The 12810-nt window shown below is 47.3% G+C and carries 7 protein-coding genes; 4 read left to right on the forward strand and 3 right to left on the reverse strand.

All coding sequences use genetic code 11. The annotated features are described in order from the left end of the window. Positions 1-126: 126 nt before the first annotated feature. Positions 127-1704 (forward strand): glutamine-hydrolyzing GMP synthase, encoded by a 1578-nt coding sequence (gene guaA, locus ACN0RF_RS12230; RefSeq protein WP_417439230.1) that lies wholly within the window; start codon positions 127-129, stop codon positions 1702-1704. 221 nt (positions 1705-1925) lie between these two features. Here guaA and ACN0RF_RS12235 read toward each other — a convergent pair whose 3' ends face one another. After that, the gene (locus ACN0RF_RS12235; protein WP_034818364.1) at positions 1926-2450 is read right to left on the reverse strand and encodes a hypothetical protein; all 525 of its coding nucleotides are present in this window, start codon (positions 2448-2450) and stop codon (positions 1926-1928) included. Between the two features lie 300 nt (positions 2451-2750). After that, on the reverse strand, positions 2751-3959 hold the full coding sequence (locus tag ACN0RF_RS12240; RefSeq protein WP_417439231.1) for an endonuclease/exonuclease/phosphatase family protein: 1209 nt from the start codon (positions 3957-3959) through the stop codon (positions 2751-2753). Between the two features lie 391 nt (positions 3960-4350). On the opposite strand from ACN0RF_RS12240, the gene ACN0RF_RS12245 reads away from it, so the two are divergent. The 3 genes from ACN0RF_RS12245 to ACN0RF_RS12255 all read left to right on the forward strand — a co-directional run bounded on the left by ACN0RF_RS12245 (position 4351) and on the right by ACN0RF_RS12255 (position 12337). Continuing rightward, complete coding sequence (locus ACN0RF_RS12245) at positions 4351-7482, forward strand: TonB-dependent receptor (protein WP_417439232.1); 3132 nt, start codon at positions 4351-4353, stop codon at positions 7480-7482. A 152-nt stretch (positions 7483-7634) separates the two neighbouring features. Further along, the gene (locus ACN0RF_RS12250) at positions 7635-10787 is read left to right on the forward strand and encodes a TonB-dependent receptor (protein WP_417439233.1); all 3153 of its coding nucleotides are present in this window, start codon (positions 7635-7637) and stop codon (positions 10785-10787) included. Between the two features lie 80 nt (positions 10788-10867). Next, on the forward strand, positions 10868-12337 hold the full coding sequence (locus tag ACN0RF_RS12255; protein ID WP_417439234.1) for a Na+/H+ antiporter NhaC family protein: 1470 nt from the start codon (positions 10868-10870) through the stop codon (positions 12335-12337). Here the strand turns inward: ACN0RF_RS12255 and tadA are convergent. Next, entirely contained in the window at positions 12330-12797 is a 468-nt protein-coding gene (gene tadA / locus ACN0RF_RS12260) for a tRNA adenosine(34) deaminase TadA (protein ID WP_417439235.1), read from the reverse strand. The two genes, ACN0RF_RS12255 and tadA, sit on opposite strands and share 8 nt — an antisense overlap. Between the last annotated feature and the right edge of the window lie 13 nt (positions 12798-12810).

The following is a 12810-nucleotide window of genomic DNA, read 5'->3' on the forward strand; positions in this document are numbered from 1 at the left end:
AAATGTCAGGCTACAGGGAACACGTAGCCTGATGTTCACATCAGGTGAGATGCACAAATAGCTGCGTATGTTTGAAATATCGATATAGCACCTGACATAAATGTCAGGCTACTAACAGGATGACTAATGACTAGAGATATCCACGACCACCGAATATTGATTTTGGATTTTGGCTCTCAGTACACACAGCTGATTGCCCGCCGTATTCGTGAAATTGGCGTTTATTGTGAGCTTTGGGCCTGGGATGTTGATGAAGCTGACATCCGCGAGTTTGCGCCGAAAGGCATTATCTTATCTGGTGGCCCGGAAAGTGTGGCTGAAGAAGGCTCTCCACGTGCGCCTGAATATGTCTTTAACGCCGGCGTGCCGGTGTTTGGTATTTGCTATGGCATGCAAACCATGGCCCACCAGTTGGGTGGTTCGGTGCAGTGCTCTATGGAGCGCGAATTCGGTTACGCGCAAATTGAACTGGTAGAGCAAAGCCCATTGTTTAAAGCTATTGAAGATGCTGTGTCTGAGTCTGGCGCGCCGTTACTGGATGTCTGGATGAGTCACGGTGACAAAGTTGAAATGATTCCTGAAGGTTTCCACACCGTAGCGAAAACCTCTTATTGTCCATATGCTGCTATGGCTGACGAAGAACGCCAATTTTATGGTGTGCAATTTCACCCGGAAGTGACTCATACGCGTCAGGGCATGCGTATGCTGGAGCATTTTGTCAGCGATATCTGCGGTTGTGAGAAGCAATGGACACCGGCGAAAATCATTGATGACGCTATTGAGCGTATCCGTGAACAGGTGGGCAGTGACAAAGTTATTCTTGGGTTGTCTGGCGGTGTTGATTCGTCGGTAACGGCTATGTTGCTGCACCGCGCTATTGGTGACCAGTTAACCTGTGTGTTTGTGGACAACGGCTTGTTGCGTCTGAACGAAGCAGAGCAGGTAATGGAAATGTTCGGCGACCACTATGGCCTGAACATTTTACCAATACGTGCAGAAGACCGCTTTTTAGATGCGTTGAAAGGTGAGAACGACCCAGAGAAGAAGCGCAAAATTATTGGTAACACCTTCATTGAAATTTTTGATGAAGAAGCCGGTAAGCTGACCGAAGTAGACTGGCTGGCACAGGGCACTATTTACCCTGACGTAATTGAGTCTGCGGGTTCTAAAACTGGTAAAGCGCATGTTATTAAATCGCACCACAACGTAGGCGGTTTGCCGGAAGACATGAAGTTAGGTTTGGTTGAGCCACTACGCGAGTTGTTTAAAGACGAAGTGCGTAAAATTGGGCTTGAGTTAGGCTTGCCTTACAACATGCTGTACCGTCATCCGTTCCCGGGGCCTGGTTTGGGTGTTCGTGTATTGGGTGAAATTAAGAAAGAGTACTGTGATTTACTGCGCCGTGCCGATGCGATTTTCATTGAAGAGCTGCACAACGCCGACTGGTATAACAAAGTCAGTCAGGCCTTTGCGGTATTCCTGCCGGTACGTTCTGTTGGTGTTATGGGTGATCAGCGTAAGTACGACTGGGTTATTGCCATACGCGCCGTAGAAACTATCGACTTCATGACCGCTCGTTGGGCACATTTGCCGTATGAGTTGCTAGAAAAGGTATCAAACCGGATTATCAATGAAGTGAACGGCATTTCCCGTGTCACCTACGATATTTCAGGTAAACCACCTGCCACCATCGAGTGGGAATGATATGTAGCCTGACGTTCTACGTCAGGTGAGATATTGAAGAAGGAAGCACGTAGCCTGATGTTTACATCAGGTGAGATATCCCACCTGACATAAATGTCAGGCTACGGAATCCTTGTAACCTGACGTAAATATCAGGCTACGAAATCCTTGTAACCTGACGTAAATATCAGGCTACGAAATCCTTGTAGCCTGATGTTCACATCAGGTGAGGTCCTGCACTTTTAGAAGTGGTAAGTCACGCCTAAATGTACTTCGTTGTCGATGCTGTTGAAGTTTCCGCGGAAACCGGCGTCAGCAGAGAACTGCTCAGTGAAAGCGTAACGTAAGCGCGCGCCAACTGATGCAAAGCCATCTAAGCCCCAGTCATAACCGGCGTCCACAATAGCTGTGGTTTGCTGGCTTAACTTAGTCATGGTGCCGATACCGGCATAAGCGCTGGTGTCGTCGTAGTTGCCAAAGTCATAGTGGCTAACACCGGCTTTCAGGAAAGTATTGAATTGCTTGCCTGCGCCCATGTCCATGAAGTATTTAGCACCAGCACGAAGTGAGTAGTCACCCATATCTTGTAGCTGTACTTCACCCACCCAGTTTGGGGCGATAGTTTTGGAGCCTTCTACGTAGAAATCGGAATCGTAGAAATCGGAGAAGCCGCCGCTAACATAGTTTAGATCATCAGCTTTGCTGGCTGCTGAAAACATAAGCGAGCCGCTTGCGAGTAGAGCTGTTGTTAGTATCAATTTTTTCATCGTTTGCCTCCTTGGATATGACATTTGTATTATGGCACCCAGAAGGCTAAATAGCAGCCCTTTAACTGTAAAGGTTCAGTAAAATAAAGGGCTGCAGGGTTTTTTGTGTGCTTACCGACATTATTTTTTGTGGCGTACATTGCTCGTGGCGATAAGATCTCACCTGACATAAATGTCAGGCTACAGGGCGTGCGTAGCCTGATGTTCACATCAGGTGTGATATGGTTCCTGACATAAATGTCAGGCTACAGGGCGTGCGTAGCCTGATGTTTACATCAGGTGAGGTGTTCCCACATTAGATCATTTAACGATATCCAGCCAGACCATGCGATGGTCGGAAGAGGCGCTGCGGTTTTGCATTAGCTTGCTGCCGGCTTCATCGCCGACAGGCCAGAACACGCCGGCGTCTTTAACGACTAAATCGTTAGACGGCAACACGTAGTCTATGCGCTTGCGCCAGGCCGCAGTATGATATTTTGAACCTTGTATGTCAGGAGAATGCTGTTCGCCACCGCGGCTTTGGGGCTTAACGTCATTTACCCGCGGGTGTTGCAGTAATTGCTCAATAGCACCATCAATACCGCCAGAGCCAGCTTCAGCGTTCATGTCACCCATAACGATAAAGCTTTCATCTTCGCCGAGCCCGCCACGCGTGCCCTTATCATCGTAGATGTAGTTATCACTCCCTGGTGTCAGGTAGTCGGCAAACAAGCGAATCTCATCGAAGTTACGCATGCCATTACTGTTTTCCGGGCCGTCGAATACGGGAGGTACAGGGTGTGCAGCCAATAAATGGATGACTTTATCGTCCACCTGTACGGGAATGTCCCAATGCGACTTTGAGCTTAAGGGATACTGCGCCATTATCTCGTCTGAGTACCACGGCTCGTCGGTAGGCTGTTCCTGTTCGTTCATTACGTAAGGAATGTGGCGGCCCGGCATGTCTTTCCACAAAAAGTGCTGAAAGGTACGGGCTTTATCCGTTAGTAACGGATATTTCGATAAGATAACCATACCGTATTGACCCGGATACCAACCAAACCCCCAGGCGTCGATGCCGGTGCCTTGTGTTTTGCCGTCGCGATTTAAGTCAAAAGGCGAGGGCACTCCTGTATTTACCGGAGCAATATACGCGTAGGGGTACTCAATTGCTTTCTGCCCGTTTTGCGAAACCGATAGGTACTTTTCCTGAAAGACATTGACGCCAATTTCTTTATCAACGTAGTCAAATTCGTTCAGTAAAACGATATCAGGTCGCACACGTTGCAGTATTTCGGCAATACCGCGAATTTGTTCATGATTCTGCTGTAACACCTCCGGTACAGGAGATTTTTCCGATTGCGGGAGCTCGCTATCGCTCAGGTAATTAGATGCGTCCATACTGACATTAAAAGTCGCAACCCGAATGGTTTCTGGTTCGCCTTTGCCGGAACCGGCAGTTGCATTAAACGAGGTAGGAATCATAAGAACAACGAATGTTAAAATTAATAAAAACCGTATAAAGCCCATGGGATAACCGTTTGAGAGCAGCCTAAGACAGTGGGTGAGAATAAAGGTTCCCGGATGACTAGGCAAGAGCTAATAATTTGATTAAAATATGTCACATATCTGACACAAAAATGTCTTAGAAGCGTAATGAAATCAGCCCGATCCCATACAGCTCCGACCTCTTGCCGCGCGCTCAATGCCTTTCAGGTTATTAGCTTTCCGGTAATGAATCAGTTGTTATGTCGTGGCTCCTCATCTAATACTAAGCGAACGATCCAACTTTCCCTTCTGCGTTCGCAAAAAAGTTCCATCGCTTCTCATATTTTTTTCAGCTTTCACGAAATTGTCATAAATAAGCTTTACCCTCACTTTCGCATAAATACCCAAAACCAAAATCGGGAAGAACAAAACTATGTTTAACTCTACTTTCAAGCGTACAGCTGTTGCAGCTGCTATTGCTTTTGGCCTTAGTGGTGCGGCCATTGCACAAGATACTTCATCAGTCGTTCGCGGTAACGTTGTTACTGAGTCTGGCGAAGTTGCTGCAAACGCACGCGTTGAAATTATTCACGTTCCCACTGGAACTCGCTCAATTGCTACAACCAATGAATCTGGTGCTTTTTCGAATTCAGGTTTGCGCGTTGGTGGCCCTTACATCATTATCATTGAAGGCGAGAGTGGACGTAAAGTCTATGAAGACGTCTATTTAACTCTGGGCGAGTCTTACCGTATAAATGCTGAGCTTGAATCGACCGATATGGAGCGTATTCAGGTTTCAGGTGCTTCGATTTTAGGTGGTGATAACCGAGGAAGCAGCAGTTTCTTCGGTGAAGGTGACATTGCTAACACCCCAACTTTTAACCGAGACTTAAAAGAAGTTGCACGTTTAAATCCATACGTTAATTTGTTGTCAGGTAGTGAAGCACCAATGAGTATTGGTGGCTCAAATCCGCGTTTCAACTCTATTTCTATTGACGGTGTCGGCGTAAACGACGACTTTGGTCTTAACGGCAACGGTTATCCAACGCAGCGCTCTCCTATCTCGATTGACGCGGTAGAGCAGGTGGCTGTAGATATGGCACCATTTGACGCATCTCAAGGTGGTTTCTCTGGTGGTCGTATTAATGCGGTAACTAAATCAGGTTCTAACGAGTTCCATGGTTCATTAACTTATGAGCGCATGAGTGATGCCTGGGCTGGCGATCCAGTTAATCCTGAAAGTGGTGAAGAAGTTCCGCTAGACTATGAACGTGATACTTACAGTATTGCGCTTGGCGGTCCAATCATCAAAGACAAGCTTTTCTTCTTCGTTAACTACGAAAACGCACAAGAGCCGGCACAAATTGAGTACGGTCCTGCAGGCGCTGGCGCACCAAACGACAGCAACGTGACTCAGGAAGAATACAACCGTATTCGCGAAATTGCACAAACTCAGTACGGCTTCGATATTGGTAACTGGGACACTGTCCGCGATACCGAAAACGACAACTTGCTGGTTAAGCTGGACTGGAACGTTAGCAACGCTCACCGTATTGCATTAACTTACAACCGCACTGAAGGTAACAATCTGCGCGGTGTTAGCAGCAGTCAAAACTCATTAAACTTAGACACTAACTGGTATGATTACCAGCAGAATATGGATCTGTTCCGCCTTTCATGGTTTGGTGACTGGAGTGCTGACCTTTCTAGTGAAATTTATGTTAGTCACAAATCAGTTGAATCTATTTCCGGTTTGGTAACCAGAGACTTTGGTGACGTCAGCGTACGTACCGAAAGCGGTACGCTTAACTTTGGTCCTGATTCAAACCGTCACGCTAACCAGCTAGAAAACGATAACTTCAAAATTGGCGCGAAATTCGATTACCTGGTCGGCGACCACGAAATTGAGTTCGGTGGTGAGTATGACAGCGTTGACGTTTACAACGTATTTGTTCGTAACTCTTTAGGTTCTTGGTCATACGAGTCAATTGATGACTTTGAAGCCGGTACTGCCGATGAGTTCTTCTACGAGAATGCATACACCAATAACGCTACTGACGCAGCGGCTAACTTTGAGTTAGGTATGCTGAACTTGTACGTACAGGACAACTGGTACCTGAATGATACAATGGAATTAGGTTTAGGTATTCGCTACGAAACCTACATGGTTGACGACAAGCCAACATTGAACGAAAACTTTGTTGACCGTTATGGCTACAGCAACCAGGAAAACTTAGACGGTAAAGGCATTTTCTTACCGCGCGTTGACTTCAAATGGTTCGCTACTGACGACATGGTCGTTCGTGCCGGATTCGGGCGCTTCTCTGGTGGTCGTCCAAACGTTTGGATTTCAAACTCGTTCTCTAACGACGGCTATACTCTGGTGCAGTTTGACCGCGACCAGGTGTCAGAAGAACAGTACCTGGAAAACCAAAACCCTGCACAAATTCCGCAAGCAGTATTGGACAGCATGGAAGCCGGTGACGGTGACACTAACAGCATCGATCCTAACTACGATATTCCGTCTGACTGGATTGCTCGTGTAGGTGTTGACTACCGTTTCGACATTCCTGGTGTTGGCGACAACTTCCAGGCAACTGCTGAAGTTACTCGTAAGTGGATGACAGATAACAGCCAGTGGATTGATATCTCACGCTGTGTTGCTGATGAAACAGCAGCAGGCATCAACATTTATGAGCCGTGCGACCCAACAGCACCAAGCGGTCACTACGACTTACAGCTGACGAATGAAGATAAAACAGGTAAGGCGTGGTTGTTAACAACTTCATTGTCGAAGGCTTGGGATAGCGGCTTTAACGCATACGCGGCTTACACCTTCCAGGACATCGAAGAAGGTAACCCGGGCACGTCGTCTACTGCGACTTCAAACTACCAGTACAACATTGTTCGTGACCGTAACCAGGCATTACTGGGTACTGCTGACTACCAGGTTGAACACAGCCTGAAAATTGCTTTGGGTTACAGCACTGAATTTGTTAGCGGTTATGCGTCTAAGTTTAACTTGTTCTTCAACCGTCGGTCAGGTACTGCGTTCAGTTACACCATGGGTCTATACAACGATGGTGACTTTGGTGACCAGGCATACTTCCAGGGCGGTGGCTCTTACTTGCCATACATTCCAACTGGCGCCGACGATCCTGCATTCAGTCCTGATAGTCCATTATCGTACGAAGAAGCTATGGCTTACTTCCGTGATGCTGGTTTAGAACAGTACGCAGGTGGTTTTGCACCGAAAGGTACAGGTCGCTCACCTTGGGTTACCAACATGGACTTCCAGTTCCAGCAAGAGGTTCCTGGTTTCTCAGAAGACCATAAAGGTATCTTCTACTTTACAATTAATAACCTATTAAACCTTATCGACAGTTCGAAAGGTAAAGTACTGAGTCAAGAGTATACTAACCAGACGGTTGTAGACTTTGCAGGCCTTGATGACCAAGGTCGCTACATGTACGAAGAAGCATTTTATGGTTATAACGATTGGAGTATCTTCGAAGCTGAAGAGTCGGCTTGGCGCTTAAAATTAGGTGTTAAGTACACCTTCTAGTTTAGTGCATAGCGCAAACGACAATGATATAAGCAATGCTAAAAGCCGCGCCTTGAGTGCGGCTTTTTTTTAGCCAAAATTCACAAAAATGTCACAATTAAGCTATACCTTATTTGCAGTTAAAACCAAAACAAAACTGGGAAGAACACACTATGTTTAATGCCACTTTCAAGCGTACAGCCCTTGCCGCTGCTATTGCTATGGGTCTTAGCGGTGCAGCTATGGCTCAGGAAACTTCATCCAGCCTTCGTGGGGTTGTGACCACGGAATCCGGACAGGTTGTTTCAAATGCGACTATTCAGTTACGCGATGAGCGTACCGGAAGCACTAAAACCCTAACGACTAACCAGCAGGGCACGTTCTCTTCACGTGGTTTACCGGTTGGCGGACCATACACTATCGTAGTGGAGGGTCCTAACGGCCGTACGCAGGTTGTCGAAGATGTTTATTTGACCCTGGGCGATTCACAAAACGTGAATATAGCGCTTGTATCTCAACAAGATATGGAACGCCTAAGTGTTACCGGCTCTATGACCAGCAATGCGTTATATGGCAGCAACAGCCCTGCAGCAAACTTTAACCTTCAGGACTTAGAAAACGCTCCGGCGAGTGACCGCGACTTGCGTGACGTTGTATCGATTGACCCGCGTATTTATATCAATGAAACGAACTCTGGTGCTATTCAGTGTGGTGGTGCTAACCCTCGATTTAACAGTCTGACGGTTGATGGCGTTCGTATGAACGATAATTTCGGTCTGAACAGCAGCGGTTATCCAACTGAGCGTATGCCATTTTCTTATGACGCGATTGAGCAGGTAGCGGTAGAGTTTGCCCCGTTTGACGTTCAGTACGGTGGTTTCACTGCCTGTAATATTAACGCTGTTACCAAAACTGGCGACAACGAAATGTTTGGTGGTGTGTTCTATGACTACACTAACGATTCTTTGCAAGGCGACGAACTGGAAGGCGACAGCATTAATGTTGGTGATTTCAGTGAGAAACGTTATGGCTTTAACCTTGGCGGCGCGTTTATTGAAGATAAGTTATTCTTCTTTACTGCGTATGAGAAACTGGAAGGTTCTGACACTTTTGACCGTGGCCCTGAAGGCTCTGGTTCGGCAACAGAAGTTGTTGGCGTAAGCCAGGCGGACGTTGACCGTATCGCTCAAATTGCACAGGATATTTACGGCTATAACCCAGGTGGCTTCCCACCGAGCCTGCCCGTTGAGGATGAAAAATTCCTTGCTAAGTTAGATTGGTATATCAATGATGCGCATCGCGCGTCATTAACTTACAACTATAATGATGGCTACTCTATTGCGGAGTCTGATGGCGACGCGGATGAGTTGGAATTTTCTAACCACTTCTACGAGCGCGGCGCTAAGTTTACCTCTTATGTTGGCGAGTTATACTCTGACTGGAGTGATAACTTCTCGACTGAAGCGCGTATTGGTTACTCGGAATTAGACGCTCGTGTTAACCCATTGGGTGGCACCGATTTCGGTGAAGTACAGATTGGCGTTAATGACGCAACGGTTTACTTAGGTGCAGACGACTCTCGTCACGCGAACAAGCTGAAGTACGATACGACCTTCTTTAAATTAAAAGGTACTTACTTAGCTGGCGACCACGTTATATCTGCCGGTATTGAGCGCGAAGAATATGACGTGTTTAACCTGTTTGTTCAGGAAGCAGAGGGTGAGTACCGTTTCGGTTCTATTGATGACTTTGAAGCTGGTACACCGAGTACTGTAATTTATGAAAGCGCTGCCGGCACTAACAATCCGCAAGATGCTGCCGCTGAGTTTGCTTACGCGGTAAATACTGCTTATGTTCAGGACGAATACTACTACGCTCCAATGGACATTACCTTCACTTACGGCTTACGTTATGACTGGTACACTAGCGATGACATGCCGGTGAATAACCCGTTAAATCAAGAGCTGTATGGCTTCTCTAACCAGCAAAACATGGATGGACAGGACTTACTGCAGCCGCGTTTTGGTTTCAACTGGTTTGTTAACCAAGACTTAGAAGTTCGCGGTGGCGTTGGCTTGTATTCTGGCGGTAACCCGAACGTGTGGATTTCTAATAACTACTCAAATAACGGTGTAACTCAATACGAAGCTTCTCGTAGCTTTGCGGACGAGCCGTTATTTAATGTGCCGCACACTGGCGAAGGTCGTCCAATTTATGATATTCCTCAAGAGTTGTATGACGAGGTGGCTAACGCAAGTGGTCAGGGCCCAATCAACACTATGGATCCTAACTTCGAATTGCCAAAAGAGTGGAAATACGCTTTAGGTGCAACTTACACCTTGCCGGATAACTACATTCTGATGGCTGACTTCTTATACACTGATAAGAAAGACGCTGCGGTTATCTACAACTTGGGTCTGGAGCAGGTTGGTACAGCACCAGACGGACGTCCAATTTTTGAAGAGTTATCTACTGACGGACGTGATCAGGGTGACGACTTCATGTTGACCAACGTTGATGGCGATTCAGGCTCACAGACGACTGTTTCACTGGCGTTGAGTAAAACTCATGACTTCGGTCTGGACTGGACTTTGGGTTATGCGTATAACGAAGCGGAAGACGTAAACCCAATGACCAGCTCAGTATCGTTTTCTAACTACACTAACCTGGCAACAGCTAACGCTCAGAACCCTGGTGTTGCAACCTCTAATTACGAGATACCACATCGCTTTACCTTTAAAGCGAACTACACCAAAGAGTTCTTTGATGGTTACGACACTACTGTGACCTTGTTTGCGACTCGTAACAAAGGCCGCCCATTCTCTTATACAATGAGTGATGGTCCTTTCGGTGACATAGCTTATCAGGGACGTAGTTTGCTTTACGTACCAACAGGTCTGGATGATCCAAACTTTGCAGTCGGTACGGACCGTGACGGTAACCCATTTGAAACAGGCGCTTTCTTTGACTTCCTTGAAGAGTCTGGTTTGAGCAAATACGCAGGCGGTATCGCACCACGTAACGAGTTCAACAGCAAATGGTGGACTAAAGTGGACTTGCGTGTTGAGCAGGAACTGCCTGGCTTTATGGACGGACACAAAGCATCTGCATTCTTCGTTATTGAAAACTTAGGTAATATGCTGAATGACGACTGGGGCGTACTTTATGAAGCTCGATTCCCTCGCGCCATCAATATTGCTGACGTTGAAATCAATGACGCGGGTCAGTATCAGTTCAATAACTTCCGTGACGTATCAAACGTTCAGTCACGCCAGGGTGAACCTTCACTATGGTCTGTGCGCATAGGTGTAGAGTACAAGTTCTAACGGATGTAACCTGACGTTTACGTCAGGATTGATATCCCACCTGACATAAATGTCAGGCTACGGGATGACGCGTCAGCGTTATGAATAAACCGCCGCTGGTATTGCCCGCGGCGGTTTATTGTTTTAACCTCCCAGTATCAGACACTTATAAACGCACCCAAATGGAACTGAGCTGGACCAGTCTTTTACCTTCCTTATTGGCAATTGTATTTGCCATCGTTACCCGAAAAGTTCTGCTGGCGCTTATTGGCGGTATTATTCTGGCCAATATTCTGCTGTTCTGGCCTGCTCCTGCAAATATTGCCTACGGTACTTTAGAGAGTACCTGGGACACCCTTATTGACCCCAGTAATATGCTGGTCTGGTTTTTTACCCTGGGTATTGGTGCGTTATTCGGTGTGTTGGAAAACGGCGGTACGTTTAAACAGTTTGTGCTGAAACTAGAGCGTAAGCAGTGGATAGAGAGTAAGCGCCGCGCTCGCTTGATGACCTGGATACTGGGCGTTGTGGTTTTTATTGAGTCGAATGTGACTATTATGATTTCCGGCACCACCTCACGACCTATATACGACCGTCTGGGTATTGCCCGCGAGAAACTTGCTTATATTGTTGATTCTACTTGTGCTGCCATTTGTATTTTAATTCCGCTGAATGCCTGGGGAGCGTTTAATTTAACGCTCATTACGAACCAGGGCGTTGAGCAACCCCTGCTTGTGTTTATTCAGTCTATAGCGTTTAACTTTTATGCCATTTTTGCGGTATTGCTGGCGCTTTTTGTGGCTCTGTTCGACTGGAACATTGGACCCATGAAAGCTTTTGAGAAGAACGCTGTACCGGATCAGGTATCGCAAAACACCTGGGGCGATGGCCCGGATGAAGAGGCCAGTTTTGGCAAGGGCACGGCGGTAGTCATGACCAGCCTGATTTCACTGGTGGTGATGGTTCCGGTTATGCTGCTGGTAACCGGTAATGGTGTGCTGGTTGATGGCAACGGCACTCTAAGTGTATTTATTGCCATTTATGTGGCATTGGGCATTGCCGTAGCCGGTACTCTGATGACACAGCCGGTTGGTTTAGCCGATGTTGGGAAGTACCTGCTAAAAGGCGCCTGGAATATTCTGCCACTGGCGGTCATTTTGTGGCTGTCTATTGCGCTGGGAGGCTTAACCCGCGATTTAGGTACGGGCGAATTCCTGGCTGCAGCTCTGGATGGCTCGGTGGCGCTGTGGATGCTGCTACCGCTGATATTTGTGTTGTCGGCTATTACGGGCTTTTCTATTGGCTCCAGTTGGGGAACCTTTGCTATTATGCTGCCACTGGCGATACCGCTGGCAATGACTTTAGGTTTGCCGCCAGCTCCATTTATTGCTGCAGCTATTTCCGGTGGTATATTTGGAGACCATGCATCGCCCATTTCCGATACCACCATTATTGCCTCGATGGCGTCGGGGGTGGAGCACATTGACCATGTGCGAACTCAGTTGCCCTATGCGTTAGTAGCGGGGCTGGCAGCAACAGTGGCTTACGCTATAACGGGTATGCTTATTTAAGGTTAGCCGATTTGCGGCGGGCGCGGAAAAAACGGCGTAATATATCGCCACACTCTTCTGCCATGACACCGCTGATCACCTCAACTTTGTGGTTCATAGAGGCGTGGTTAATAACCTCAATGGCGGTGCCTGTGGCCCCGGTACGGGGGTCGGTTGCACCGAACACCAGGCGTTTGACTCGGGCATGGGTAATTAAACCCGCACACATGGCGCAGGGCTCCAGAGTGACGTACAGGGTGGCGTTGACCAACCGATAATTATCGATAGCCCGGCCGGCAGAACGAATAGCTTGTGCTTCGGCATGAGCGGACGGGTCGGACAAAGAAATAACCTGATTGTAACCTTCGCCAACAATTTTATCGTCTATGACCAACACCGCGCCAACGGGCACTTCGTCTGCGTTTTGTGCTTGTTCAGCAAGTTCTAAGGCTCGCTGCATGTAGATTTCATCGGTTGTCATGAGGGCGATTTTA

This window comes from Idiomarina sp., assembly GCF_048260185.1.
GTDB lineage: Bacteria > Pseudomonadota > Gammaproteobacteria > Enterobacterales > Alteromonadaceae > Idiomarina.

Excerpts from the sequence above, each read along its gene's own strand:
- ACN0RF_RS12255 (WP_417439234.1), top strand. The coding sequence starts at position 10,868 with ATGAATAAACCGCCGCTGGTATTGCCCGCGGCGGTTTATTGTTTTAAC.
- ACN0RF_RS12250 (WP_417439233.1), top strand. The coding sequence starts at position 7,635 with ATGTTTAATGCCACTTTCAAGCGTACAGCCCTTGCCGCTGCTATTGCT.
- ACN0RF_RS12240 (WP_417439231.1), bottom strand. The coding sequence starts at position 3,959 with ATGGGCTTTATACGGTTTTTATTAATTTTAACATTCGTTGTTCTTATG.
- tadA (WP_417439235.1), bottom strand. The coding sequence starts at position 12,797 with ATGACAACCGATGAAATCTACATGCAGCGAGCCTTAGAACTTGCTGAA.
- ACN0RF_RS12245 (WP_417439232.1), top strand. The coding sequence starts at position 4,351 with ATGTTTAACTCTACTTTCAAGCGTACAGCTGTTGCAGCTGCTATTGCT.
- guaA (WP_417439230.1), top strand. The coding sequence starts at position 127 with ATGACTAGAGATATCCACGACCACCGAATATTGATTTTGGATTTTGGC.
- ACN0RF_RS12235 (WP_034818364.1), bottom strand. The coding sequence starts at position 2,450 with ATGAAAAAATTGATACTAACAACAGCTCTACTCGCAAGCGGCTCGCTT.